The 26,071-nt window shown below is 46.6% G+C and carries 22 protein-coding genes; 11 read left to right on the forward strand and 11 right to left on the reverse strand.

Annotated features, from left to right (window positions below; translation table 11 throughout):
* Positions 1-85: 85 nt before the first annotated feature.
* Positions 86-2,383 (reverse strand): LPS assembly protein LptD, encoded by a 2,298-nt coding sequence (gene lptD, locus AAA952_RS11975; protein WP_263265680.1) that lies wholly within the window; start codon positions 2,381-2,383, stop codon positions 86-88.
* Positions 2,384-2,500: 117 nt separating this feature from the next.
* On the opposite strand from lptD, the gene AAA952_RS11980 reads away from it, so the two are divergent.
* From AAA952_RS11980 to AAA952_RS12000, 5 genes are all read left to right on the forward strand, one after another.
* Positions 2,501-3,583, forward strand: a complete 1,083-nt coding sequence (locus tag AAA952_RS11980; protein ID WP_338257275.1) for an aminoglycoside phosphotransferase family protein — start codon at positions 2,501-2,503, stop codon at positions 3,581-3,583.
* Complete coding sequence (murU, locus tag AAA952_RS11985) at positions 3,583-4,260, forward strand: N-acetylmuramate alpha-1-phosphate uridylyltransferase MurU (protein WP_286993782.1); 678 nt, start codon at positions 3,583-3,585, stop codon at positions 4,258-4,260. The genes AAA952_RS11980 and murU overlap by 1 nt, the downstream gene beginning before the upstream one ends.
* A gap of 69 nt (positions 4,261-4,329) precedes the next feature.
* A complete protein-coding gene (gene djlA, locus AAA952_RS11990) occupies positions 4,330-5,118 on the forward strand; it encodes a co-chaperone DjlA (RefSeq protein WP_338257281.1) in 789 nt (262 codons plus the stop codon).
* 41 nt (positions 5,119-5,159) lie between these two features.
* Entirely contained in the window at positions 5,160-5,792 is a 633-nt protein-coding gene (locus AAA952_RS11995) for a porin family protein (RefSeq protein WP_263237419.1), read from the forward strand.
* A gap of 35 nt (positions 5,793-5,827) precedes the next feature.
* A complete protein-coding gene (locus tag AAA952_RS12000; protein ID WP_338257284.1) occupies positions 5,828-6,781 on the forward strand; it encodes a D-2-hydroxyacid dehydrogenase in 954 nt (317 codons plus the stop codon).
* Positions 6,782-6,848: 67 nt separating this feature from the next.
* Here AAA952_RS12000 and AAA952_RS12005 read toward each other — a convergent pair whose 3' ends face one another.
* From AAA952_RS12005 to purT, 4 genes are all read right to left on the reverse strand, one after another.
* Entirely contained in the window at positions 6,849-9,131 is a 2,283-nt protein-coding gene (locus AAA952_RS12005) for a hypothetical protein (RefSeq protein WP_338257286.1), read from the reverse strand.
* Positions 9,121-10,587, reverse strand: coding sequence for a DUF3142 domain-containing protein (locus tag AAA952_RS12010; protein WP_338257288.1), 1,467 nt, complete (start codon positions 10,585-10,587; stop codon positions 9,121-9,123). Before AAA952_RS12010 ends, AAA952_RS12005 begins: the two co-directional genes overlap by 11 nt.
* 143 nt (positions 10,588-10,730) lie before the next feature.
* Positions 10,731-12,455: an RluA family pseudouridine synthase gene (locus tag AAA952_RS12015; RefSeq protein WP_338257290.1), complete on the reverse strand. Its 1,725-nt coding sequence runs from the start codon at positions 12,453-12,455 to the stop codon at positions 10,731-10,733.
* Between the two features lie 240 nt (positions 12,456-12,695).
* Positions 12,696-13,871, reverse strand: a complete 1,176-nt coding sequence (purT, locus tag AAA952_RS12020) for a formate-dependent phosphoribosylglycinamide formyltransferase (protein ID WP_263265688.1) — start codon at positions 13,869-13,871, stop codon at positions 12,696-12,698.
* 281 nt (positions 13,872-14,152) lie between these two features.
* On the opposite strand from purT, the gene AAA952_RS12025 reads away from it, so the two are divergent.
* The 4 genes from AAA952_RS12025 to AAA952_RS12040 all read left to right on the forward strand — a co-directional run bounded on the left by AAA952_RS12025 (position 14,153) and on the right by AAA952_RS12040 (position 18,070).
* Entirely contained in the window at positions 14,153-14,545 is a 393-nt protein-coding gene (locus AAA952_RS12025) for a DUF3302 domain-containing protein (protein ID WP_338257293.1), read from the forward strand.
* A 1-nt stretch (position 14,546) separates the two neighbouring features.
* A complete protein-coding gene (locus tag AAA952_RS12030) occupies positions 14,547-15,692 on the forward strand; it encodes an HlyD family secretion protein (protein ID WP_219250285.1) in 1,146 nt (381 codons plus the stop codon).
* 95 nt (positions 15,693-15,787) lie between these two features.
* Entirely contained in the window at positions 15,788-17,299 is a 1,512-nt protein-coding gene (locus tag AAA952_RS12035; protein WP_338257296.1) for an AAA family ATPase, read from the forward strand.
* Positions 17,300-17,434: 135 nt separating this feature from the next.
* Positions 17,435-18,070, forward strand: coding sequence for a DUF2625 domain-containing protein (locus AAA952_RS12040; protein ID WP_263175720.1), 636 nt, complete (start codon positions 17,435-17,437; stop codon positions 18,068-18,070).
* 379 nt (positions 18,071-18,449) lie between these two features.
* Here AAA952_RS12040 and AAA952_RS12045 read toward each other — a convergent pair whose 3' ends face one another.
* The 4 genes from AAA952_RS12045 to cysP all read right to left on the reverse strand — a co-directional run bounded on the left by AAA952_RS12045 (position 18,450) and on the right by cysP (position 22,501).
* Positions 18,450-19,580 carry a sulfate/molybdate ABC transporter ATP-binding protein gene (locus AAA952_RS12045; protein ID WP_173246348.1) on the reverse strand — a complete coding sequence of 377 codons (1,131 nt, stop codon included), beginning with the start codon at positions 19,578-19,580 and terminating at the stop codon, positions 18,450-18,452.
* A complete protein-coding gene (gene cysW, locus AAA952_RS12050; protein ID WP_338257302.1) occupies positions 19,577-20,443 on the reverse strand; it encodes a sulfate ABC transporter permease subunit CysW in 867 nt (288 codons plus the stop codon). The genes AAA952_RS12045 and cysW overlap by 4 nt, the downstream gene beginning before the upstream one ends.
* A 9-nt stretch (positions 20,444-20,452) precedes the next feature.
* Positions 20,453-21,298, reverse strand: coding sequence for a sulfate/thiosulfate ABC transporter permease CysT (cysT, locus tag AAA952_RS12055; protein ID WP_105249982.1), 846 nt, complete (start codon positions 21,296-21,298; stop codon positions 20,453-20,455).
* A 195-nt stretch (positions 21,299-21,493) separates the two neighbouring features.
* Positions 21,494-22,501 (reverse strand): thiosulfate ABC transporter substrate-binding protein CysP, encoded by a 1,008-nt coding sequence (gene cysP, locus AAA952_RS12060; RefSeq protein WP_338257306.1) that lies wholly within the window; start codon positions 22,499-22,501, stop codon positions 21,494-21,496.
* Between the two features lie 212 nt (positions 22,502-22,713).
* Here cysP and cysM point away from each other — a divergent pair, with 212 nt between their 5' ends.
* Positions 22,714-23,592: a cysteine synthase CysM gene (gene cysM / locus AAA952_RS12065; protein WP_105249981.1), complete on the forward strand. Its 879-nt coding sequence runs from the start codon at positions 22,714-22,716 to the stop codon at positions 23,590-23,592.
* 94 nt (positions 23,593-23,686) lie between these two features.
* On the opposite strand, the gene AAA952_RS12070 is transcribed toward cysM, so the two are convergent.
* On the reverse strand, positions 23,687-24,223 hold the full coding sequence (locus tag AAA952_RS12070; protein ID WP_263148995.1) for a DUF4136 domain-containing protein: 537 nt from the start codon (positions 24,221-24,223) through the stop codon (positions 23,687-23,689).
* Positions 24,224-24,399: 176 nt separating this feature from the next.
* On the opposite strand from AAA952_RS12070, the gene AAA952_RS12075 reads away from it, so the two are divergent.
* Positions 24,400-24,705 (forward strand): DUF1289 domain-containing protein, encoded by a 306-nt coding sequence (locus tag AAA952_RS12075; protein WP_028759256.1) that lies wholly within the window; start codon positions 24,400-24,402, stop codon positions 24,703-24,705.
* 86 nt (positions 24,706-24,791) lie between these two features.
* Here AAA952_RS12075 and AAA952_RS12080 read toward each other — a convergent pair whose 3' ends face one another.
* Entirely contained in the window at positions 24,792-26,060 is a 1,269-nt protein-coding gene (locus AAA952_RS12080; RefSeq protein ID WP_338257311.1) for an ATP-binding protein, read from the reverse strand.
* Positions 26,061-26,071 lie beyond the last annotated feature (11 nt).

Consider the following 26,071-nt stretch of genomic DNA (forward strand, 5'->3'; position numbering starts at 1 on the left):
AGCAAAAGGTGAACGGTAAAGCACTCATTAATCTGTTTGGACTCTGAGTCCTTGTTGAGGTTCAGCAATCTATCACAATTCTTTGCTAATTCCTCAGATAAAGCGGTTTTCTGTAGTTAAACAGGCCGTCATTGAGCATATCGGATACGCCTAATGGGCCAGAACCACCGAGTCCCTTAATGATTAAGTTCAGGTAGATACCACTATCAAACTGCTCACGAGGATCAATTGTGGCAGAACCTATGTTGTCGTCATAGTTGGTTTTAATGCGGTAATGATAACTAAGTCTTACTGCGTAACAGCATGATTCGTACTGGATACCTGTGTAAGTTTCAATACTGCGGCTTTCGTTAAGGTCATAATACCAATTACCAACAAAGTAGAGGTCGTCACTGATTGGCCAAGCGCCACGAACGCCCGCTTGGGAGATGTTCACTGTATCATTGGTATTTGAGTTCAATAAATCTGGGACATAGCGATAGCTAAATTGCAGCAATTTATTCGCTTCAGGTCTGAAATCTAAGGTGACTTCAGATTTTTTATTGTCACTGGTGTTGGTATCGTACTGAATCGCAGCCCCCATATACCAATCATGGGACAAGCGGGTATCTAACTCTGCAGCAAGTACTGAAGTTGATTGATTAGACTCAAAAATACTGTCTTCGTAACCGACTTTGCTGTCTTGCAGGTAAAAAATTTGTCCTAGGCTGAATTTAGTGGCTTCTTGGTTGTGACTATCAAACAGGCGTGTAGTAACACCTAGAGTGACTTGATTTGCATCGGAAATCCGATCCAGACCCGAGAAGCGACGATCACGGAATAGACCAAAGTAGTCGTCCTGTAATTGAGCCGTATCATAAATGCCTATGTTGCGTTGATCTTCGTAGCCGACATAAAGATATTGAAATTGTGGCTCGAGCGTTTGGCGGTAGTTTTGATCGAAAAGCTCAGTAAAACGTTCGAAGTTGATTTGACCATTAATCCGTACCTGCGGGATGGTGCGATTCACTGTGTCGTCAACAACTATGTCTGGATCTTCGTTATGCTGCCAATAATTGGTCTGCATCAACTTAACTTGACTGGTGAGCGAGCCTGAAGGCCCATGTATTGGCAGAGTTACGCTTGGTGACATGTACAAACGAGTCGCCGTATTAACATTGTTGTCCTGATGGGCAAAATTCGTTAGCTCTGAATTGAAACCAAAATCTAAATTGTTCCAAAAATCAGCTGCGCGATAGTTAAAGTTAACCTGAGGCATGACTTGATATGGTTTTTCATCCTCACCCAGTACTTTAATATCTTGTACTCGGGTGCTTAGATCCCAGTTACTTTCGAAGTAGCTGATTTCACCTATGCGTGATAACTGGTTATCGGTTGCACGGTTAACATCTGACTTTAAGTCATTGAAATAATTGTTATCTGATACATCGGTAAAATTCGCTAATACACGCCAATTTTTGTCGATCGCCCCTTGATGCTGCCAGTTATATAAGTAGCGATTCGGGCTACCATCGATCAATTGGTCATTGCCTAGATATTCTAAATTGACTCGGCCATTTTGGGCCTCACCCGCCAGATAACCAAACTCTGTTTTAGTGAATAAACCACGGTTTGACATATAGCTAGGTGTAAATGTTAAATCGTACTCTGGGGCAATATTCCAATAATAGGGTGCGGAAATTTCGACACCATCAGTAGTGCTAGTGCTAAAACTAGGGTAGAGAAAGCCAGATTTACGTTTTTCTGAAACGGGAACTGTCATGTAGGGAATATAGAATACAGGTACACCGCCAATTCTTAGTTTGGCATTCCAAATTTCGCCCCATTCTTCTTCACTGTTGATCTTGATCTTTTCGGCCTCAAGTAACCAAGATACATTGTCAGGAGGGCAAGTAGTGAAGTTGGTATTCGTTAAAATTAAATTATTATTGATAGTAATTTGCAGTTTTTCGGCGTCACCGTGAACTTGTTGGCCATGGATCCAATATTGTGCACCTTTAAGGGTGGCACGGTTTGTCCGCATTTGAGCTTGTAAGGATTCGGCTGTAACGGTGAAGTTGCTGTCTTGAAAGACTAAATTACCATTAGCATCAAACTGTTCAGTAGCTTGATCTAAAATCGCCTCATCGGCAGCTATGTGCCTATCGCCTTGGCTAAAAACCACATCGCCACGGAAAATCGCCTGCTTACCCATTTCGGCATTGGTGTTATCAGACGCAATACGAATTTTGTTGAGTTCAGCCGCACTCATCCCTTGGGTTTGAGATACGATACGGGGTACTGGCGGTTCAATTAAGCATTGGGATGCCGAAGCGGTTAGAGAGTCGTCTGCCAGGACTAATTGCGGTAACAGGCTCAGGGCCAGAAGGTATCGGATCTGCATCTTTAGGTCAGTAATTATGATTTCTTATTCTGGACAAGTATGGATGGGGAAAGTTGCAATTGACAAACGCAACATCGCTTAATAAATCTCTCAATTTCTTAGCTGTTTCCAAATTCTATGCCAGCTATAATAAAGCAATTTTTCTTTAAGAGCCATGAAATGACTTTATCCGATCCGAGATTTCTTTCCCTTAATCAGTGGCTGAATGCTTATTTTTCCTGTGAGGTGATGCCTGTGTTGATTTCCGGAGACGCAAGTTTTAGGCGTTACTTTCGGATTTCGATGCCTGATGCTACCTTTATCGCCGCCGATTCACCACCTCAGTTAGTGCCTATCGCCCCCTTTATTGCCCTGTCGAATGCTTATTCAGCCGTGGGACTGACAGTTCCAAAAGAAATCCACGCCGATGCCGATTTGGGTTTTATGTTGATGAGTGATTTGGGGGATACCCAACTCTTATCTGTATTGACGGTACAAAATGTGGAAGGGTTTTACCGTCAGGCGCTCGATTTATTACCGCAAGTGGCTGCTGTAATTGAGTGCAAGAATCTTGATAGCGGTTTAGTACAGGCATTACCTAACTACGATGAAGCCTTTGTGCGCCGTGAATTACACATTTTTACTGAGTGGCTGTTAGGAACACATCTTAATTTGTCTTTGGACGCGGCAGAGTTGCAATTGCTGAATGATACTTTTGATCGCCTCGTCGGCAATGCGCTATCTCAACCTAGTGTGGGAATGCATAGGGATTTCCATAGCCGTAATCTTATGCTGCAAGCGGACAAGCTGTGCGTGATTGATTTTCAGGATGCTGTCGTTGGTCCTGTGACTTACGATGCGGTATCACTACTACGCGATTGTTATATTCGTTGGCCACAGCCGTTAGTCGCAGACTTGATGCGGTATCATTATCAGCAAGCATTAGCGCTTGGTTTTATTCCCGCACAGACTCCTTTTGATCAATATCAAACTTGGTTTGATCTCATGGGCTTACAGCGTCACATTAAGGCGGTAGGGATTTTTGCACGGTTAAACTATCGCGATAGTAAACCTGCGTATATGGCGGATATTCCACTGACATTAACGTATATTGTCGACATCTCGCTGCAGTATCCCGAACTCGTGCCATTTGCACACTGGTTAACTCGTCGTGTGTTACCTGCGTTTAGTGTGAGTCAGTCTTCATCTGAGGTTAAGTAATGAAAGCCATGATCTTGGCCGCTGGACGAGGGGAAAGGTTACGGCCGTTAACGGACAGTTTGCCTAAACCTATGGTGCCAGTGTTAGGTAAGCCGCTGATTGTTTATCATATTGAAAAACTTGCCGCGATAGGCATAGTCGATATCGTCATAAACCATGCTTGGCTAGGGCATAAGTTAGTTGAAGCACTGGGCGATGGTAGCGCTTTTGGGGTGCGCATTCGGTATAGCGCTGAAGAGAGTGCGTTAGAAACCGGCGGCGGTATTAAACGCGCTTTGTCTTTATTGTGTGAGGACGGAAGCGACGAACCTTTTTTAGTGATTAATGGTGATGTGTTTATTGATGCTTTACCGCCAATCACGCAACTGGCTGCGGATAGGCTCGCTCACTTATGGTTAGTGCCTAATCCTGAGCAGCATCCAAATGGCGATTTTGCTTTGAATGGTCATCAAGTGCAGGAGCGTGGCGATGTTAAGTACACGTTTTCGGGCATAGGCATTTATCACCCTGCGCTATTTCATGACACGCCGCAGGGCGCCTTTGCACTGGGTCCGTTGCTCCGATCGCAAATGGCTCAAGGCAGAGTTAGTGGTGCCTTGTTTAATGGATTTTGGTGTGATGTCGGTACCATTGCACGATTGCAAGCGCTTGAACTAAGGTTACAAAGTAACAAGTAAATTTCGGTGCTGGCATATCCATAGGATTAAGCTAGTGCATCAAATACATAATAGAAATCAGGAAATAAGATGCGGCTTTGGGGTAAGTTTTTTGGATTTGTCATTGGCTTTATGTTCGGCCGTATTTTTGGTGCACTGCTAGGTTTGTGGCTCGGTCATCTTTACGATAAGCGTGCAGCATCGGGCGTGGGTTTTCGACAGATTCTAGGGCAGGCTAAGAATCGCCAAGCCATTTTCTTTAATACCACATTTGCAGTAATGGGGCATGTGGCGAAAGCATCAGGACATGTTACCGAAACCGATATTCGCATTGCGACCTTATTAATGGATCAAATGCGTTTAACGGGGGAAGCCCGTAAAGAGGCGCAACAGGCATTTCGTGAGGGTAAATCGGCGGATTTTGATCTACGCAGCAGCTTACAAGCTTTCCGTGTTATTACGATGGGACGCAAAGAGTTAGTGCAGATGTTCATCGAAATCCAGATCCAAACGGCATTGTCCGACGGTGAATTGGATCCCGCTGAGCACGCTATCTTGATGACGATTGCTCAAGAGTTAGGCTATGGCCGAGCGCAGTTAGATGAATTACTTAAACGCTGGCAGGCGGAGTTTCGTTTCCATCAAATATCGAGTGGCAATAAAACATCGATTACTGATGCCTACAGTTTACTTGGCATTACGAACGAAGCTAGCGACCAAGAAGTTAAACGGGCTTACCGTAAATTGATGAATGAACATCATCCCGATAAGTTAGTGGCGAAAGGGTTGCCACCGGAAATGATGGAGCTCGCTAATCGTAAGGCTCAGGATATTCAAGCAGCCTATGACAGAGTCAAGTCTGAGCGCGGTATGCGTTAGCCTTGATAAAATTGGTTTTTGTAAAAGATAAGGAATTCATTATGAAAAACACTTACCGTTTGTTGCTGTTGGCGAGTTTGTTACCTGTGGCTATGTCCGCGCAGGCCGAGGTGTTTATCGCTCCTTTTGGCGGTTATAGTCTGGGGGGCGGTCAATTTGATGTGAATCAATATGAGGTCAACACAGATCAAACTGGTGATAAGGCCGATGTGAAGGTCGAGGAGTCGAGCCATTACGGTTTGATGGTGGGTATTGGCACCAATGATCCCGGTAATATTTATCTTTTATATAGTCATCAAGCCTCTGAACTGAAAAGTGGCGGCTTGTTTACGCCAGACTTTCTTACCTCGTTAGATTTAGATTATATCCACTTGGGTGGCACTTTATATTTCCCCCGTGGCGATATCCAGCCCTATGTCACCGCCAGCGCGGGGATCACCCGTATGCTGCCTAGCGGTTGGTCGAGTGAAACGCGTTTCTCCATGGGAATTGGTGGCGGGGTAGAGTATCAAGTGACGCCACACTTTGGCCTGTTTGCGGATATTCGGGGTTATGCGACTTTTATCAACAGTGACACTTCGCTGTTTTGCAATGAAGATGAATGCCTATGGCATATTACGTCGGATGTGATGTGGCAGGCTCAGGCTAACCTTGGGCTCAAAGTCAGTTTTTAGATCTAACGCATCGTCTTAAAAGGAGATTTAGTGGCATGAAAATAGTCGTACTTGATGGTGAAACCTTAAATCCTGGCGATCTCTGCTGGCAATCCTTAAATGAATTAGGCGAGTTTGCGTGTTTTTCCCGCACGAGTGGCGCTGATATTGTCGCGCGAGCCCAAGGTGCTGAAGTCATTCTCACCAATAAAACGCCGTTGAATGCAAAGACGCTAGCACAACTTCCTAGTCTCAAATACATAGGCGTATTGGCCACGGGCACGAACGTTGTCGATATCGCGGCAGCTAAAGCGCAAGGTATAGTGGTCACTAATGTGCCCGCTTATGCGCCTGATGCCGTTGCGCAAATGGTGTTTGCCCATATTCTGCATCACACCCAAGCCGTGGCCGCCCATCATCAAGCTGTGGTCGATGGCCAGTGGCTGAACTGCCAAGATTTTTGTTTTACTTTAATGCCGTTGCAATCTTTAAAAGGCAAGACTTTAGGCTTAATAGGTTATGGCGATATCGGTCAGCAGGTGGGAACGCTTGCCCTCGCATTCGGGATGAAAGTTCTTGTCAATACTCGTTCAATCATCAAGGATTTACCCCAAGGCGTGACGTGGGCGCAACGTGATACTGTGCTTAGCGAATCAGATATTATTTCGCTCCATTGCCCGCTAACACCAGAAACTGAGCAATTTATCAATCAACAAACCCTCGCCTTGATGAAGCTTAATGCGCTGCTGATTAATACAGCGCGCGGTGGATTAATTGATGAAGCCGCGCTTGCTGCTGCGCTGGCTCAAGGCAAGTTATTTGCCGGCGTGGATGTGTTATCGACCGAGCCGCCCACTGCAGATAATCCTTTACTGCATGCGCCTAATATCAGCATCAGCCCGCATAATGCGTGGGCGACGAAGGAAGCAAGGCAAAGTCTACTCAATATCGCAGTGGCGAATTTGAACAGTTATTTGAAGGGGGAAGTGATTAACTGTGTGAACAAGTAAAGCGGTATGCGTCTTTCTCTCTTTCATCATATCGACGTTGAGAGAGAAAGACGTAAATGGTTATTTATTATTGAGTCTTTCTTCTACGCATCCACCACACACCCAATAAGCCTGTGATGACTAATATGCCAAATACGACGGGCTTTTTCAGCTTGTGGTACAGAGCGTTCCATTCTGCCATTTCATTCGCCTGCGCTCGTTTTACTGCACCGTCAAAATCGGGCGCTTCACACTGCAAACCAAAGTTCTCGGCCCAAGGCACAAAGGGGCCGTTGGCGACGTATTTTTTATAGTAACGTAGGGCAAGTTCTTGATCTCGATACAATACCCAACCTGTGGCTTGGCAGAGTAGCGCTGCATAGGCTTGGCTGTTGTGGGGTACATGATCCGATGCCTTGTTGGCTAGTTCTGCTGCCGTGTAGCGATAATGGAAGCGTTTATCGGGGATTGCTTGGCTGGCACTGATCCGCAGCTGTTCTTTCTCTGCCAGTTTGCTCGGTTCATTCCAATCGCTTAGATCGAAGACACCTTGGTAAATAGTGTAATCCGGGGCTAATTCAAACCCTAAGAGTTCCATGCCTTGGTGGCGGGCAAGTTCGGCAACAGCCCAATAGGCTTTCGCGCTATCAATGCCTTTTGTTTTTTTCGCTGCATTCAACTCTGTGCCATAGGCAAGGGCGCTGGCATTCAGTTTAGGATTAGGGAAGTAAACCGGCGCTTCAGCTATCGCGCCTTCGCGTAATAGCCTGCGACCTAGCAAGTAGCGCAAGCGGTTGTTAATTGGCTCAATATTATCGTACCAGTCGCTGTCTTTAGGGTATTCGAAGGCGATAAATGGCACATGTTCGTCGATAAATAACTTAAGTTCAGCCGTGGTGAGCACGCGCTCCGCCACATAGGCGATGTCTTGCCAGTACTCATCACCGCTGGCGAGTAAGTGATTGAGCGCATCGACATATTCGCCACGCTCTAGTGACAACACTCCTTGCTCGGCACGAATACGACAGTAAGTGGCTGTATCTTCATCGGCATTAATGGCTTGTTGCTGAGTTTCTTTAGCGTCAACTGTGGCCGATATCTTATTGAGCTGCTCAGGGAAGTGACGCACGGCCTGAGCATAGGCCTTGGCCGCTTCTGCTTGATCGCCCTTTTGTAGCATTAATTTTGCGTTGAGCCACCAAGTGAGGCCGCTCGGTTTCGCTAGCGTTAATAGGCGCTCAGCACTGGCATAATCCCCTAACTGGTAATAAATCGCCGCTAATTTATCGCCATGGTTGAGCTGTAAGCCATCGGTTGGAAATACTTTAAGGAGCTCAGCAACCTTTAATCCCATTTCTGAAAGCTGGCCATTATAGGCAAATTCATTAGTGCTGCTTTGCCAATAGGCAATCAATAACTGCTGCACGCTCGCCTGTTGCAGTAGCGGCTTAAGTTCAGCAATCTCTTTACCCATCAAAGTGCGGCTTAACATCAATAAGGAATCATAACCGCCGCTATCGCCCTGTACCGATTGCGTGGCATAGATCTCAATAGCTTTATTCAGTGCATCAGGGGTGAGAGTCATTTGCAGCTCTGACTCAGTTTCTCCTGTACCTTGATTGGTCAATTGCGGGAGCGGCTGGCCTTGGTGTAGCAGGATATAGGCTTGCTCACCTAAGCTCGCTAAACTCAAACGCAGGGGATCGGCGGCGCCTTGTGCGACTTCGGTTTGTAATTGTGTCAGGTAAGCATTGGCACGATTAAAATGCTCAGGATCAGCCGAAGTCTTGCTTAAGATAAGCTCAATACGCGACAGCGAATAGAGTGCCCACAGGCTACGAGATGCGCGTTCACTTTGTGGTAATTTAATGATTTTGTTCAAATAGTTACTCGCCCTCTCATAATCTTTTGCTTCAAACGCTACGGCACCTAAGGTGTACCAAGTTAGCGCTTGTGGTAGATCTTTGTCTAACTTAGCGGCCATTTGCTCGGCTTCAATGGGGCCCGTTGCATCCCGCAAAGTGTTCACTAAAGCTAAATGGGCGTCACTTAACTCGCTGTTTTCAAAGGCGCGAGTTTGTGAAAGATAACGGCTATGCACTTCATCCCACAGATATTCCTGTGCAGCGGGTGCATCTTGATACTGCCAAGGCAAAGGTTTTGCGAGGGCTGTGAGCTGTTGGCTAAAGGAGGTTTGCGGTAAATAACTGAGATTGCTCTGCCTATCCTGAGTGAGTTGCAAAGGAAAATCGGGGCCGCAGGCCAATAGCATAGGGGAAAATAAGCTTAAACAAATGAGCGTGGTCTTTTTAAGCATAAAAGCCCGATTGGGTGTTGCCATGGTAAATGATAGTTTTGGCTTATGGCGCATAAATTCCCTGTAAATATAATGACTCACAACGTGCCCAGCCTATCACTTTTTGGCCGCCAGGGTTGAGCATGTGTGTTTGAATGTCTCTGTTTGATTGCGGCATAGGCATGATTGCAGTGCGTGAAACTGTTTTGGTTGGTGTCAACGCTGCTGTATTCTCAGCTCGCCATTGCCACGTTAACAGCCCATCTTTTTGTATTACGCTATAGCCATTTTGCGCATCATACCCGCTGCAAGCTTGTCCCGCTAGCGACAAAAGAGGAGGAATTTCACCTGCAATATTACCGTGATTCATTAAGCTCAGTTGGAATAGCTGTGGCCTGTGGATTTCCAGATTTTTTGGCTTATTTTCAGCGGCTAATGTCGTTTGGGTTGTGGCCTTGTTATCGCTTGAGATCACTAATTCAATCTTGGCGGCAAGTTCACCTTGCTGTGCAACGGCGATTAAGGTGTTGAGTGGCCAAACTCTTTTATCCCCTTCCAGCGGCAGCCGAAACCAGATAATGCCTCTCAGTTTGGCATCTTTTTGAGTGTGTAGTTTTTGCACAAAGGCTTGCAATACTAGAGGATCGGCCATCAGTTCCTGTACTACATTGGCTGATTGGAGTTGATCGCGCAGCGGTGTTTCACTTTCAACTTTATAACCTGAAGCAGTACTGATGACCGCCGAACCATAGGCGGGGAGCGCAATAAGGTAAGGCACAGTGCTGATATTTGAGAGTTGCTGCACCCACTGCCAACCTTGAGTCGCATCGAATAGTCCGAGGCGTGGATCGCTTACGCTGTGAATTTGTAGCACGAGTTCATCAATACTGGTGAGTAACACGGGAAAATCGGCGCTACTGAGCCAAGCGGGCAGTGCAGTAATGCTGAGTTTGAGTTCTGTGGGTAACTGCGCTTTAAGCTTTTTAAGAAAATCCCGATAGGCTGGCAGTTTACTGTTGGCACTGTCGTGGTCGATTTCCACCCCAGCGATTTTAGTGCCTTTAGCCTGCCAGCTGTTAAGTACTTGGCTGATTTTACTGATGATCTCAGCATCATTGAGTCGAGTAAGTTGGCCATCTAAGCGAACCACAGCGATTTTGGGTCTAGGATCGGTCTGTAGCCAAGTGTGGTTAACGGCGACCTCAAACCAAATATCGGCACCATTGGGTTTGGGGTGTGCCTGCAGGGCTAAAATACGTAATCCTTGGAATGCACTTTGGCTTTGCACTAATGCCGTTTGATTGGAGGGGCGCCATTGGCGCTGCCAGATATAGACTTCCTGCGAAAGTGGCGCTCGAAGTGTTGTTGCTTCTGTAGCGGTTTTTACTGCGACACTGGTATTTGGGCTAGCCGTGATTTCATTGGGGTTTGATGCCGGCTGGCAGGCGCTCATAAATACGGCGGCGCTCAACAAAGCAAATAAGAACCATTGATTTCGGCTTATGTTTTTAACCAGATTGCCTATGCCCATACTACTGCTATCGATTCCGTTTTGAGTGAGGCATTACTATGCCCGAAAAATGCCACTTATACATCGCGGTCAAACTTCTGATATCACGCCTTAAGTTTGGTTCTTTCTTTGGTGCCTTGCTAATCAATATCAGAACTCAGATCTCAAAAATCAGGATCGACTTGAAAGCGCATCTGTTCACGGGTGACGGGATGTTGAAGCATCAATAAATCTGCATGCAGATGCAGGCGATTGGCGCGAGTGCCGTACAGATCGTCACCTACAATGGGCGTATTTAGCCCTTCTGAGTGGGCGCAGTGAACTCTGAGTTGATGGGTTCGGCCCGTTTTTGGGGATAGATATACGCGGGCTGTACGTGCCATTTCATCGATATGGCTCAATTCCCAATAGGTTTGGGCCGCTTTGCCAAATTCATGGCAAACGAGTTGCCTCGGTCTATCGTCTAAATCGCCACGCAGGGGTAAAGAGATTTGTCCCGCTGCCTGTTTATCAGCCATTGCTGTAGGGATCCCTGCTAAAAGTGCCACATAACGTTTAGTCACTGTGCGCTGGATAAACTGTTTTTGCAGCTGTTTATGGGCGTCTTTTGTCAATGCGAACACCATTAATCCCGAGGTCGACATATCGAGCCTGTGGACGATAAGTGGCCCAGTGGAATTGGGAAACGTTTGCCGCATGCGCGAATACACTGAGTCTTCAATTTCTTTGCCGGGCACTGATAAAAATTCGGCGGGTTTGTTCACAATCGCCATCGCCTCGTCTTGGTAGAGGATGCTTAAGGTTTTGCCTTCGGCGGGGTTCGTCAGCAGCGGATTTTCATCGACAACAAGCCCTTCGAGCATATGCCCCAAGATAGGTTGGCATTTACGCAGACAGGCAGGATAAAACTGCTTATGTTGGCGAATTTCTGATTTTGGCGGCGCCCCCCACCAAAATTCGGCAATCGCTAATGGTTTAAGACCATGTTTGAAGGCGTAATGTAGCAACTTCGGGGCGGCACATTCTCCCGAGCCTGCGGGCGGCGTTAACTCAACCGTCCCGTTAAATATGCCGTTAAGGCTTTTTTCTGCGCCGCGAATATTCAAAAAACGATACTGCTCAAACAGCTTTTGCTGCAGCGCCGCCGAGAGCTGTTTACGCTGTAGTCTTAACGCGTCACGCTTATCAGTGAGCAGAGTTAACGCTTGGCTGATGGCATGGATACGTTCATCCCAATAGCGTTTAATATCTCTTAACTGATTCTTTTCGTTAATGCTTTCTTGGCTGAGTTTGGCTTCGATTACAGTATTTTCACGTAAAGTCTCATCAGTTGGATTGGCAGCCCATTGCACTGCGAGTTGATTGCGCTGCGTCTTGCGGGATTGACGGCCGTCAATCATCACTTGCCTGTGGGCGGCAAGCTTGGCTTGTGCTTGGGCTTGCTCAGCGTTGAGTTCGCTCGATAGCCGAGGAATCTCGGGGTGATTTTCTACTGCAAGTAGCTGCTCGTTAATTTGGTTGATTTGCAGATTTTCGGCGTGGAAAAAATTGTCCTTAGCCAGCATATCAAACACAGGTGGAACGAAGCGTGGCCAATGGTTCTGCTCAGCTAACTTGCCCGAAAATGCCGACAAATAGCCTACTTTTCCCTGCAGATCTTGCACTAAAAGCACACCAAACATCTTGCCAATGGCGCCGGTTAACTCCCCCGTGAGGCCAAAGTTATGTTGCCAATCGTTTTGAGTCTCAAGGTGGCGTTGTAATTCGTTGGCAGCGATCACGCACAATGGATGTGGCTCGTAATAGAAAGGAAAGGTAAAACGCTGCGGCAGGGCATAGGCATCAATGGCTTGTGTGAAAGAGGTAAAGCAAGAAGGCTGAAGATGCATATTGGGGTCTACTGTTGGTTTTACTTATCTGGGTTAATTATCAGAGTTAAGCCACAACTTAGGATTTACCTAAATGCAAGCTGAGGGCTGGCAAGAAAGGGCGCTAGTTTACTCCGCCTATTGGGGACGGTCACTTTTTATTGGTGCGGCTCTGTGTTGAAAAAGGGAAATGGTATTAAAGCGCATTTCCCTTTGATGTGTCGCTTGTGCTTAAAGCCAATTTTAAACGGCTAAACCCGCTTAAAAGATGACTTTCACTTTACTGGCGCTATCGAGTGCTTTGCAGATTGCGCTGTCGATATCGATATCACGGGCAAGCGCGACACCTAAACGGCGGCGACCATCAATATCGGGTTTGGCGAATAATCTAAGCTGAGTGTTGACCGCTTCTAATGCCGCACCAATCCCTTGGTAGCGGATATTGCTTGAGGTGCCTTCGGCCAAAATTACCGCTGAGGCACTTGGACCATGCTGATGGATATTGGGAATAGGTAGGCCGAGAATCGCTCTAACATGCAGGGCAAATTCCGATAAATCTTGGCTGATGAGTGTGACTAAGCCTGTGTCATGTGGTCTTGGCGAGACTTCAGAGAAATACACTTCATTGGCTTTAACAAACAGTTCTACGCCAAATAGTCCATAACCGCCAAGGGCTTCGACGACTTTGCTCGCAATCGCTTGGGATTTTGCTAACACTTCATCGGACATGGCTTGTGGCTGCCATGACTCGCGATAATCGCCATCTTCTTGCCTGTGGCCAATGGGCGCACAAAAATGAATGCCGTTGACTGCGCTGATGGTTAACAGGGTGATTTCATAATCGAAGGGAATAAAGCCTTCGACTATCACGCGACCGCCGCCGGCGCGTCCGCCTTCTTGGGCGTATTGCCACGCTTTATGGCTGAGGGCGATATCGCGAATAACGCTTTGGCCTTTGCCCGAGGAACTCATGACTGGCTTCACCACACAAGGTACGCCAATTTCACTAATGGCTTGATTAAATTCGGTTTCGGTATCACAGAAAAAATACGGAGAAGTCGGTAAACCTAAGGTTTCAGCGGCGAGACGACGAATACCTTCCCTGTCCATAGTGAGCTTCGTTGCCCTAGCCGTGGGGATAATATTCACCCCTTCTGCTTCCATGTCCACTAAGGTTTGGGTGGCGATGGCTTCAATCTCTGGGATGACTAAGTGCGGTTTTTCTAACTCGATAACCGCACGCAGGGCGTTGGCATCGAGCATATTGATCACATGGGAGCGATGCGCGACTTGCATGGCGGGGGCGTTGGCGTAACGGTCAACGCCAATCACTTCAACGCCTAAGCGTTGTAGTTCAATGGCAACTTCTTTGCCAAGTTCACCGCAGCCGAGCAACATGGCGCGTCGTGCGCCCTCAGTGTAGGGAGTGCCTATCATGTGTGGGTACCTTTGAGATTGTAGGGATGATGAGTTTTATGCTTGCGTTCTATGTCGCAATGATGCGGTTAGTTTAGCCTGAACAGGCTTTAGGGTCATGGAGTAAATTGACAAGTGTGTCCCGGATCACTGGGGGCAAAAACGAAACAGCATATCTTTGGTTAATATTGGGGCTGAGGTTGAGAGTAAACTCAAATGTTAATGTCATGTTGGTAGCATGTTTGGGGACCATCCACTAATCTTTGGGATGGAATACATATTATTAATACAAGGAGATGCAGATGTTCTTAGATTACTTTGCGTTAGGTATTTTGTTTTTTGTCATCATTATCATGTTTTATGGTGTCATTGCCATTCATGATATCCCCTATGAAATAGCCAAAAAGCGTAATCATCCCCAGCAAGATGCATTGCATATCGCCGGGTGGGTGAGTCTATTCACCCTACATGCAATTTGGCCATTTTTATGGATCTGGGCGACTTTATACCGTGAAGATCGCGGTTGGGGGTTCAATACTGTAATGAAGCGAGAATTAGTTTTAGAGGAGGATGTGAATTCATTGCGCGAGACGGTCAGAGGGCTTCAGACTCGGCTTGAACAGTTAGAGCAAATAACTCACATGAATATAGCGCCTGCTGTGGATGCGATAAAAAAAGAAAAAGTTGAGGTATAACATGGATTTATTACTCATACTCACCTATGCGGCCGTGTGTATTGCTATCTTTAAAGTCTTTAAAATTCCGATGAATAAATGGACTGTTCCCACCGCAGTGCTGGGTGGGGTATTCATTATTGGTACCTTATTGCTGGTGATGAATTACAACCATCCTTATTCTCGTTTTGCCCGTGAATATTTTGTCACTATCCCTATCACACCCGCAGTAAAAGGCTTAGTGACTTCGGTGGAAGTGCAGCCTAATATGCCTGTTAAACAAGGGGATGTGTTATTTCGTCTCGATCCTATTCCCTTCGAAGCCGTTGTTAAACGTAAACGCGCTGCTTTGATGGAAGCAGAGCTCCAAGTGCCACAACTCGCCGCGGCGTGGGAGTCGGCTAAGGCTAATGTAGAGCGCGCTAGGGCCGATAAAGACCGTAATAAATCTGCCTTCGAGCGTTATGAGTTAGGCCGCAAGAAAGGGGGCGCGAATTCGCCTTTTACTGAACTGGAACTCGATAATAGGCGTCAATTGTACTTAGCCTCAGAGGCACAACTGACCGTCGCGAATGCTGAAGAACTGCGTGTCAGGCTGGCCTATGAATCTAATATTGATGGTGTTAATACCAAAGTGGCTGGCTTGCAAGCTGATTTAGCCAGTGCACTCTACGATTTAGAACAGACAGTCGTGCGGGCACCTGCAGATGGTGTGGTGACGCAAATGGCACTTCGTGCGGGAGCGATGGCAGTGCCTTTACCATTACGTCCCGTAATGAGCTTTATTCCCGACGAGCAACGCTACTTTGCGGGGGCATTCTGGCAAAACTCGTTAATGCGTTTGCAGGAAGGTGATGAAGCTGAAGTGATATTGGATGCCGCTCCAGGACAAATCTTTAAGGGAAAAGTGGCGAAAATATTACCCGCTATGGCTGAAGGTGAAGTTCAAATGGGCGGCGCGCTGCAGTCATCGGCTCGTTTATTTCAAAATGGTCGCGTTATTGTGCTGATTGATATCGAAGATGATGCTATCCGTACGCAATTTCCTGCGGGTGTTTCTGGGCAGGTTGCAATTTATACTGAACATTTCCATCATGTCGCTGTGATGCGTAAAGTATTGCTGAGGATGCAAGGTTGGCTGAATTACTTGTTTTTTGATGGACATTAACCCTTAATCGGTTAACTTTTGTCTGTTGTATCAAGTCCAGTTCGCTGGACTTTTTTGTGACACATTTTTGGGTGAATAAAAAGGAATTTGAAAGCATGCAAGATATTCACGATTTAACCTCAGTGCTGCGCTCCAATACGCCAATTGTAGTGATTGAAACCTATGAAGAATATCGCGTGGTTGAGCTGCTTAAGCGGGTCGCAAGTGTGCTCTATCAACCTGTGTTTACATGGAGCATCACCCAAGGCCTAGCAAGGGTCGATAAGCCCTTGGCGGCGCAAAAGTTTAATAGCGAACCTACAGATCTGCTCGGGCAAATTAAATCAACCTCGCAGCAGGGAATTTATGTGCTGTGCGACTTCCATCCCTTTGTGATTGATGCACCTAAGAATGTCCGTTTGCTTAAAGAAATCGCCCTTGAGTACGAGACGCTGCAACACACATTAGTGCTGGTGAGCCATGCCTTTGAAATTCCGCCTGAAATCAAACGTTATTGCGCTTATTTTCACTTAACTTTGCCAAGTACAGTGCAATTGCAAAATCTGATTTATCTTGAAGTTGATAAAATTCGTCACCAAGGTACGCCGCTACAGGTCGATGATGCTGCAGTGGTCAAATTAGCCGATAATCTGCGGGGCGTGACTTTAGACGATGCCCGTCGTCTCGTACGCAAAGCCATAGTCAATGACGGTGCTATTACCTTGTCAGATATCGACGCTATCAATAAAGCCAAGTTTCAGCTACTCGATCTTAATGGTGTGCTGCAATTTGAATACGACACCAGTGATTTTTCACAGGTCGCAGGACTACATAATCTTAAAAAATGGCTCAAGCAGCGCTCGCCCATAGTGGCTGTCAGCGCCATTGACCAAGGCGGCCAGCCGACTCCAGTTCAGCACGTCAAAGCGCTCGATGCGCCCAAGGGGATTTTACTGCTGGGCGTTCAGGGCAGTGGTAAGAGCCTCGCGGCTAAGGCCGTTGCGGGCGTCTGGCAACGACCTTTGCTCAGGCTCGATATGGCAGCCTTATATAACAAATACATAGGCGAAACCGAGAAGAACCTGCGTAATGCACTGGATCTGGCTGACATGATGTCGCCCTGTGTGCTTTGGATAGATGAAATTGAAAAAGGCTTAAGCGGGAGTTGCAGCGATGAGGGCACCTCGACGCGGATCCTCGGCACCTTACTTACCTGGATGGCGGAGCGTAAATCTGAAGTGTTTGTGGTGGCTACCGCTAATGATATTCAAGTTCTGCCGCCAGAGTTGATGCGAAAGGGCAGGATGGATGAAATCTTTTTTGTCGATTTACCCGACGAAGCTATACGCAAAGCCATCTTCTTAATCCACTGTAAGCGCCGTGGAATCGATGTGGCGAGCTTAGATCTCGCCCAGTTATCGGCGCGTAGCCAAGGATTTTCCGGCGCCGAAATCGAGCAAGCCGTTATTGCTGCCATGTATACCGCAAGAAGTGTCGAGTGCAGTGTCGACCAAGTGCTATTACTTGAAGAACTTAGTAAGACACGGCCTTTATCTGTGGTCATGAGCGATAAAATCAATGCGCTACGACAATGGGCAGCAGGCCGAACCGTGAATGCCCATGAGTAAGATTTTTGCTTGGTACCATGAGTGCTAACTAGCATTTTTAAACGTTACATTAGCTTAGTTATTTTCGACATTCCCAAGGTACCGTTATGAATGATGAGTCGTTTTACTGGATATTAGTGATACAAGGATAAGAGATTGAAAAGTATATATGAACTGATTGATATCGAAGACTCTGGCATAAAAGTAGTCAATGAAATGGTTGCTGGTGCTGAGCATTGTGTAGAGATACTACCGCCGTCAAAGGATCGGGTTGAAGTACTTGAATCCCTTCAGGTATCGACTCGTTCGGTATTAGGGGCTATTGCCTACGAAACCGGTGGGATTTTGATCGACAATGGATGGATTCGATTTTTCGGCTCTGGACATGAAAGATTGTCTAGAAACCTTACTGATTGGAATAGAAGTGCACATTATCTTTTAGTGGCGAATGACGTAGTTGGTGGATTTTTTGCTATCAACGGCGGCGGTTTAGGTGCAGATGTTGGGAATATATACTATTGGTCGCCAGACTCAATTCATTGGGAAGGATTAGAAATCGGATTCACAGATTTTTTTCAATGGTCAGCTACAAAGAGAATCAATGAGTTTTATGCGAGTTTAGGTAAAGATCGCTTTCAAAAAAACTATTCACAGATAGCTACAGATAAATGCCTGAGCTTTTATCCATTTTTATGGGCGAAAGAAGGTTCTATTGAAATAAGCAGCGTGAAAGTGGTGTCAGTTGATGAAATGTATAGGCTGAAATTGGAATTATTAACCTCGGTTAGTTAATTCGTTTACCCGCTGATTTTATGAGTACTTCTGCAATAATTATTTGTTATAAATATCGAATATATTGATTGTTAGATGTAAATCTGCTTATCAGCTCTATTGATTCAACATGGATGGGCTGTATATGCCATCTATAATTAATCACTTCTTCGGAGGGGACAGCACCAAGATCTAGCTGACGTTTTTGGCAGTATCTTGGGCTTTCTCGTTACCGCTTGCATCAAAAATCAAAGCTGTCGCTATCACCAAAAGTTGTCGCGGCAATGCCTAATGAGTGCTTCAGTGTTTGGCGTGACAATATCTCTCTAAATGGTTTGAATCTTAGCGGTATCCACTCCCTGTGGTACCGCTAATGCTGCTTATTCCTATTATGATGACATTAGATATCAAAGGCGAGACTGCCCGGAGTCAGGAATGGCCAGTTAAGACGCGTCGGTGAACTCTCACCCTGCGCACCAAAGAAGTAAGCTGTTCTTGGGGTAGCGTAAACTACACTGCCTTTTTGCAACCCGAGTTCCTGCAGATTATGGTGGGTGAATTTGGCTTCCCACAGTTCTTCGCTATGCCAGCCGTGTGGGGCTAATTCCAGTCTTACTTCGGCGCCAATGGGGGTCATGGCGACAATATTGAACGGCAAATTGGCCTGACTATTGGGCTTATTTGACAGCGCTAATTCGTGACTGCGTACATAGAGAACACCATCTTGCTGCAGTGTTTGCTGTTCTGGAGGTGTTAAAAATGCTTGACCATTTTCCCAACGTTTTTGTTGCCAACTGGCTTCAAAGACATTGACGTTACCAAGAAAATCAAACACAAAGCGACTATTGGGGTGCGAGTATAGCTCAGCAGGTGTATTTATCTGCTCTATATGACCATTGCTCATCACTACCACTCTATCTGAAAGCTCAAGCGCCTCATCCTGATCGTGGGTCACAAACACGCTGGTGAATTTCAATTCATCATGCAGGCTACGTAGCCAGCGGCGTAGTTCTTTACGCACTTTAGCATCTAAGGCGCCAAAGGGTTCATCCAGTAGCAAGACTTCTGGTTGGGTCGCCAGTGCGCGGGCCAATGCAATGCGCTGTTTTTGTCCACCCGAGAGTTGTTCAGGATAGCGCTGTGCGAGGTGGCCTAGTTGTACTGTTTCTAGCAGTTGTGTCACTCGCTTATGAATTTCTGCCGCCGAAGGCCTTTGTTTTTTCGGCATGACTTCGAGTCCAAAGGCGACGTTATCGGCGACCGTCATATGGCGAAACAGCGCGTAGTTTTGAAACACAAAACCCACGCGTCTTTCACGCACATGCACTTGAGTGACATCTCGGTTGCCGAATTGAATTTGGCCGCTATCGGCTCCTTCAAGACCGGCAATAATCCGCAGCAGTGTGGTTTTGCCTGAACCTGATGGTCCCAGCAGACCAATCATTTCCCCTTCTTGAATATCGAGATTAAGTGGGGAAAGCGCCTGAAATTGGCCAAATTTCTTGGAAATATTAGTAAGACGAATACTCATAGTTGGCTCTGCTCTTTATTGTCATTGGCGGTTAAACTGCGTTGTTGCCGCCATTCCACTACGGCTTTTAACATTAGGGTAAATAGGGCGATCAGGGCCAGTAATGACGCGCTCGCGAAGGCGGCTTCGGCCTGATAATCTTCATACAATAATTGCACATGTAAAGGTAAGGTATTGGTTTCGCCGCGAATGTTGCCAGACACGACAGCAACGGCACCAAATTCGCCCACGGCTCTGGCATTGGTGAGGATCACACCGTAAATCAGTGCCCATTTGATGTTGGGTAGGGTCACGCGGCGAAAGAGTTGCCACCATGAAGCCCCGAGGATCACTGCGGCTTCTTCTTCAGATGCGCCCTGTTGTTGCATCAATGGGATCAGTTCTCTGGCCACAAAGGGGCAAGTGACAAAAATGGTCACTAATAGTATTCCCGGCCAAGCAAACATGATCTGCAGATCGTGCTCATATAGCCATTCGCCCAGCCAGCCACTGTTGCCATAGAGCAGCAAATAGAGCAAACCTGCGACGACAGGGGAGACCGCAAATGGAATATCAATTAGCGTGATCAGTAACTTGCGGCCGGGGAATTCAAAGCGAGTCACGCTCCAGGCCAGCATGATTCCGAACACTAAATTGATCGGTACTGTGAGTGCTGCCACCATCAGTGTTAAGCCAATCGCATGCAGCGAATCCGGTTGAGTTAAGTGTCCAATATAACGCTCCCAACCTCCGACAAACGCCTGCTGAAAAATACTCACCAGCGGCAATAGCAACAATAGCAAGCCTAAGAGCACGGCTAGGGTAATAAGGCTCCATTTTATTAGGGGAGCATCACCGACTCTTAAGGGTTTAAATGAGTTCATATTCGCTCCTTATCGTCCATGAATGCGGCGCAGATAACGCGCCTGCCACAGGTTTATCAGCAGTAATAGCAGTAACGAGGTCATCAGAACCACTGAGGCAATGGCGCTGGCACCTGCAAAATCAAACTCTTGCAGGCGGACAAAGATCATTAACGAAGTGATTTCACTGATATAAGGCATATTGCCAGCGATAAAGATCACTGCACCAAACTCACCCAGACTGCGGGTAAAAGATAGTGCCGTTCCAATCATTAATGCTGGCCAAAGGGAGGGCAAAATAACCCGCCAGAATACCGAACGATCCGAGGCGCCAAGCGTCATTCCCGCTTCTTCTTCCTCGTGGGATAACTCTTCGAGAACGGGTTGTACTGTACGAACCACAAAGGGAATACTGGTGAAAATCATCGCGACCACTATGCCTAGCGGGGTATAGGCAACTTTTATGCCCCATTCAGCTAATAGACTACCGATTTGGCCGTTTTCCGCATAAAGGGTGGCTAAGGTGATACCGGCAACGGCGGTCGGCAAGGCAAAGGGTAAATCTACCAAGGCATCTAAAATGCGTTTGCCGGGAAATTCATAACGCACGAGTACCCATGCGAGTAATAATCCGAAAAGGCAGTTAAATAATGATGCCGCGAGCGCCGATAGTATGGTTACTCGGTAACTGGCAACCACTCTGGGATCGGCAATCACGCCCCAGTATTCGGACCAGCTCATTGAACTGGTCTGCATAATTAAGCCTGTGGTCGGCAATAATAGGATTAGGCTGACAAACAGTAGGGACACACCTAAGCTGATGGTAAAACCGGGAAGAACCCGCTTATGGCGTAAACGCCCGTTATTAAAAATCACAGAATAATCACCCGATCAGGTTAATTGCGTTAAACCAATACGATGCATTTGCCATTACTAAACTGTTGTTTGAGTTAAAGGCGATTGCAGTCGTCTTCACCGCTTGGGAACCAACACCAATAAACACCCTAAAGTTGCTTAACCCGGGACTTAGCCCGGGTTGCAACGTTAATCTTCTACAATACCAAGCTGGGATTATCGCTTGAGTAACTCATCGAGCTTTGCACCGTTAGCAAACTGCGTTTTCATGGCATTATCCCAACCACCGATGATTTGCTCGACTGTCAGCAGATCAACCGTAGGGAACTGCTTAGCAAACTCAGCTTTAACCTTTTCGTTGTGTACCCGATAGTTGAATCCTGCCAATAGGCGCTGCGCTTCTTCGCTGTAGAGATAATTCAAATACTCAGTGGCGAGTTCCTGTGTCCCATTACGCTTAGCATTTTTTTCAACCACAGCAACGGGGAACTCTGCCAGAATCGAGGTTTTTGGTACAACCACTTGGTAATCGTCCGTACCATACTGCTGGCGAATATTGTTCACTTCCGATTCAAAGGTAATTAATACATCACCGATCCCACGCTCAACAAAAGAGGTGGTCGCCCCGCGGCCGCCGGTATCAAATACTGCAACATTACCGAGGAATTTTTTCAGGAATTGATCCAGTTCAGCCTGATTATCCTTACCATAGTTTTTCTGAGCATAACCTAATGCGGCTAAATAAGTGTAGCGGGCATTACCAGAGGTTTTTGGGTTAGGAAAGACCAGCTTAACGTCATCTTTAGCTAAATCGCCCCAGTCGCTGATTTGCTTTGGGTTACCCTTACGCACCAAAAATGCGATGGTGGAATAGTAAGGTGAGCTGGCGTTAGGCAGTAATTGTTGCCAATTTTCTGGGATCAATTTACCGCGGTCATGGAGGACCTGAACGTCTGTTACTTGGTTAAAGGTCACCACATCTGCGGGTAATCCCTGCAGAATAGAGCGTGCCTGTGCAGATGATCCTGCATGGGATTGTTTAATTTCGACGGTTTTACCTGTTTTCTCTTCCCAATGTTTGGCAAAAACGGGGTTGTAGGCATTGAATAATTCCCGTGCGATATCATAAGAGGAATTAAGCAGGGTTTGATCTGCGGCAGTCACATTGAGTGAGGTTCCCAGAATGAGGGTTCCTAGCAGGGTCTTTATCACTTTTATTTGCATTTGCTACTCCTTGAACTGGCAATTTTGTCAGCGTTATGGCACCTAGAGTAATAGAATTAATTGTTTATAAAAAGCCAGTTGAATAGAACTTTTTTGAATAACTATGAGCGATTTATTTTATGTTATAAGCAGTATTCACCGTGTTTGTCAGTGGTAACCGACTTAGAATAGGCTATCGCTTAGTTGTTTTTATCAAGTAAAGGATAATCCTAGTGTCTGACTTTCCGACAATTGAAGCCTGCATCGGGCAAACTCCGCTGGTTCGCTTGCAGCGGCTTAACTGTGGTACTTCCACTGTACTATTAAAATTGGAAGGCAATAACCCCGCGGGTTCAGTAAAAGATCGTCCTGCACTAAATATGATTATTCAGGCCGAACTTCGCCAAGAAATAAGCCCTGGTGATACGCTTATTGAGGCAACGAGTGGCAATACTGGGATTGCGCTGGCGATGGCGGCGGCAATCAAAGGATACAAGATGATCCTGATTATGCCGAATAATTCGACTCAGGAGCGTAAGGATGCGATGCAAGCCTATGGCGCAGAGCTCATGCTAGTGGATAACATGGAGACTGCGCGGGATTTGGCGCTGCAGTTACAAAGCGAAGGCAAAGGTAAGGTGCTGGATCAATTTAATAACCAAGATAACGCTAATGCCCATTTCCTCACGACAGGCCCTGAGATCTGGCAACAGAGTCTAGGTAAAATTACCCACTTTGTGTCAAGTATGGGGACGACAGGTACCATAATGGGTGTGTCTAAATACCTTAAAAGTTGTAATCCCGACATCACTATCGTCGGCCTTCAGCCTGCCGATGGCAGTGCTATTCCAGGGATTCGGCGTTGGCCGCAGGCATATTTGCCTGGGATTTTTGATGCTTCTTGGGTTGATTTAGTTATGGATATTGAAGAGCAAGATGCAAAAGCCATGGCGAGAACCTTAGCGCGAGAGGAAGGGATTTGTGCAGGAGTAAGTTCGGGCGGTGCCGTGTTTGCTGCGCTGGAGATTGCTAAACAATATCCGGGTTCTGTGGTCGTGGCGATTGTCTGTGATAGGGGCGATCGTTACCTTTCGTCAGGGCTTTTTTCCTGAGTCCTAGATTTTTACTCTAAGCATATTGAGCGATATGAATGTTTGATTGATAAAAATGGGCGAGACACGCCCATTTTTACCCTTTTAAACGTGATCATTTTTTCGGTGGGAATTGCGCCAAAATTCGGTTGACGGCTTTGGCGGTATCTTGGGCTTTCTCGTTACCGCCTGCATCGAAATCATAGCTGTCGCTGCCACGCCAAATAAGAGCTTTGGTCTTAGGATCGACAATATCTATCTGAATGGTTTGAATTTTAGCGGTATCACTCCCCAGCGGCACGCCAACACTGGTGCCTATGCCAATCCCGCCCGAACTTCCGAATGTGCCTGTGCCTAATCCAATCGATAGCCCTGAATCTTTGGGCTTATCTTGGGTGAGTAAGGCGTAGGCGACGTTAAAGTCGGGCGACGCTGTATTTTCTACAAACCCTTTTTGAGTCAATTGGTTGTTAATTTCTACTTGAATACGCTGGGCGCTTAACGGGTCATCCGTCGGCTGTGGTGTTAACTGGGTAAAGCTGCGTAGCGCGGTGAAGTCGTAATTGAGATCATAATCGTTTTTCGGTTTACTGCTGCAAGCGCTTAATAAGGCAACAGTGACGAGCAGACTGGCAAAGTGACGGTATCCCATGATAGTGCTCCAAGTTGTGCAAACTCTGTTCAATGTGCCTTGATTAAGGTTGTTTCTGCAAGTACTTTAGATAAGTGTGTTGTATTTGAATCGCTTTGAATGCAATCCAACGGTATCTTTTTTAGCGCGGGTCGTTTTGAGTATGGTTCATTTTTAGATAGGAATAGCGGCGGGTTATGGAACAGTTAGCCTTTTTTGATATCCCGAGTCCTTGTATCGGTGTGTGTGTTACCGATGCGCGCGGTTACTGTAATGGTTGCCTGCGAAGCCGTGACGAAAGATTCAATTGGTTAACGTTTTCAGATGCGCAAAAGTATGATGTCATTCGCCTGTGTACTCAACGTAAACGTCGTCGCCAGTTAGCGATGATGAAAGCACGGCAAGCACAAATAGAGCAAGAAAGGGCAGCGTTAAACCCACAGTTGAATTTTGAGCCTGAGCCCGAAGCCGATCTGGATTTTGGTGGCTTCGAGCTAGACTAATAGGTTGAATTGGCTTGTGGAACTCGCTTTTTGTATTCGCGAGTGGGATTCATGACTGACTTACAATAGTCTCATCTCGATTCCTATTACAGTTTGCGCTTCTTCGGCCAGATTAAATTAAATCGGGTATGTTGCTCATCGCTGGTGACGCTCACATTCCCCTGGTGTCGCTGCATAATCCGTTTGATGATCGCAAGGCCTAAACCATGCCCTTTATTGCCATTTTGCACTGATTGGCTGCGATAAAAAGGCTCGAACACTTTCGGTAAATCCACCGCAGGGATAGGTTCGCCGTCGTTAGTCACACTTAAATTGACCCTATGCTGGGTCTGCTTAACTTCAATAATGATTTCAGTGCGGGCAAAGCGTTGTGCATTGGTCAGTAAATTCTGTAGCGCCCGTTCGATTAATGCGGGTTCTCCGAATAAGGGCAGTTTTTCGACTTCGGCTTTGAGCGTTATAGGCGTTGGACTTAAGGTTTCTAGGCGCTTAATACTTTGATTGATGAGATTAATTAAATCGTACTCATCCAACTGGATACCTTCTCGCTGTGACTCTAAGCTGGCATAGGTTAGCAGTTCCTGAAGTAAGTCTTCCATTTCTTTGATGTCGAGCTGCATTTCGTCGAGAAAATCTTGTCGCTTCTGTTCGTCAGAATCTGGCTGACAATACATAGGCATAAGTGCAAGAGCGAATTTGAGCCTCGCCAGTGGCGTGCGGATCTCATGGGATACCGCATTAGATAGGTGTTTCTGGTTCTCAATCAAGGCGCTGATATGTCGCGCCATTTCGTTAAACGTATTGGCTAAGGGCTTAACTTGGGAGCGATTTGACAGGGTAATCCGCGTGTCCCATTTGGCTTCGCCAAATTCTTTGGTGGCCTTACGCAGTATGCTCAAATCCCGTGAAAGCGGGCCGACCCAAATTAGCGCAACGAGGGCGAGTGATAAATAAAAGAACAGGGTGAACAGGCTGCGAAGGTTGGCTCTGGGATCTATGTCCAGCGGCCCCGCCATTAAGACTTGATCGTCTACTCGAATAAATTGCAGCAAGCTATCATCATTGGCCGTGGTGGTGAACACCTTGCTTGTGCTTAACGCTTGATTATCTGCCAGCGCGACTTGATCTGCATTGAGTAATTGCAGTGGCATCACAGGGTTCGCTGGGATCGCCTCCAGATACCGTTGGCGGGCATCGGGAGGTAATTCCGCTAATAATTGCGCCAATGCCACTAACGGCGCATCGAGGGCATTATTGTCATCAACATTCTTCTGCCACAGGCTGTCGAGTGTCCAGCCAATCCCAAGCACGCTGAGACTGAGTAGCAGATATAAACTGATAAAGAGACGTTTCACTGTATCTGTGC

It is taken from the genome of Shewanella sp. M-Br (assembly GCF_036245925.1).
Taxonomy (GTDB): Bacteria; Pseudomonadota; Gammaproteobacteria; order Enterobacterales; family Shewanellaceae; genus Shewanella; species Shewanella oncorhynchi.

What these genes read in the sequence shown, in the direction of transcription:
- lptD (WP_263265680.1), bottom strand. Translation starts at nt 2,383, where the DNA reads ATGCAGATCCGATACCTTCTGGCCCTGAGCCTGTTACCGCAATTAGTC.
- AAA952_RS11980 (WP_338257275.1), top strand. Translation starts at nt 2,501, where the DNA reads ATGCCAGCTATAATAAAGCAATTTTTCTTTAAGAGCCATGAAATGACT.
- murU (WP_286993782.1), top strand. Translation starts at nt 3,583, where the DNA reads ATGAAAGCCATGATCTTGGCCGCTGGACGAGGGGAAAGGTTACGGCCG.
- djlA (WP_338257281.1), top strand. Translation starts at nt 4,330, where the DNA reads ATGCGGCTTTGGGGTAAGTTTTTTGGATTTGTCATTGGCTTTATGTTC.
- AAA952_RS11995 (WP_263237419.1), top strand. Translation starts at nt 5,160, where the DNA reads ATGAAAAACACTTACCGTTTGTTGCTGTTGGCGAGTTTGTTACCTGTG.
- AAA952_RS12000 (WP_338257284.1), top strand. Translation starts at nt 5,828, where the DNA reads ATGAAAATAGTCGTACTTGATGGTGAAACCTTAAATCCTGGCGATCTC.
- AAA952_RS12005 (WP_338257286.1), bottom strand. Translation starts at nt 9,131, where the DNA reads ATGCGCCATAAGCCAAAACTATCATTTACCATGGCAACACCCAATCGG.
- AAA952_RS12010 (WP_338257288.1), bottom strand. Translation starts at nt 10,587, where the DNA reads ATGGGCATAGGCAATCTGGTTAAAAACATAAGCCGAAATCAATGGTTC.
- AAA952_RS12015 (WP_338257290.1), bottom strand. Translation starts at nt 12,455, where the DNA reads ATGCATCTTCAGCCTTCTTGCTTTACCTCTTTCACACAAGCCATTGAT.
- purT (WP_263265688.1), bottom strand. Translation starts at nt 13,871, where the DNA reads ATGATAGGCACTCCCTACACTGAGGGCGCACGACGCGCCATGTTGCTC.
- AAA952_RS12025 (WP_338257293.1), top strand. Translation starts at nt 14,153, where the DNA reads ATGTTCTTAGATTACTTTGCGTTAGGTATTTTGTTTTTTGTCATCATT.
- AAA952_RS12030 (WP_219250285.1), top strand. Translation starts at nt 14,547, where the DNA reads ATGGATTTATTACTCATACTCACCTATGCGGCCGTGTGTATTGCTATC.
- AAA952_RS12035 (WP_338257296.1), top strand. Translation starts at nt 15,788, where the DNA reads ATGCAAGATATTCACGATTTAACCTCAGTGCTGCGCTCCAATACGCCA.
- AAA952_RS12045 (WP_173246348.1), bottom strand. Translation starts at nt 19,580, where the DNA reads ATGAGTATTCGTCTTACTAATATTTCCAAGAAATTTGGCCAATTTCAG.
- cysW (WP_338257302.1), bottom strand. Translation starts at nt 20,443, where the DNA reads ATGAACTCATTTAAACCCTTAAGAGTCGGTGATGCTCCCCTAATAAAA.
- cysP (WP_338257306.1), bottom strand. Translation starts at nt 22,501, where the DNA reads ATGCAAATAAAAGTGATAAAGACCCTGCTAGGAACCCTCATTCTGGGA.
- AAA952_RS12070 (WP_263148995.1), bottom strand. Translation starts at nt 24,223, where the DNA reads ATGGGATACCGTCACTTTGCCAGTCTGCTCGTCACTGTTGCCTTATTA.
- AAA952_RS12075 (WP_028759256.1), top strand. Translation starts at nt 24,400, where the DNA reads ATGGAACAGTTAGCCTTTTTTGATATCCCGAGTCCTTGTATCGGTGTG.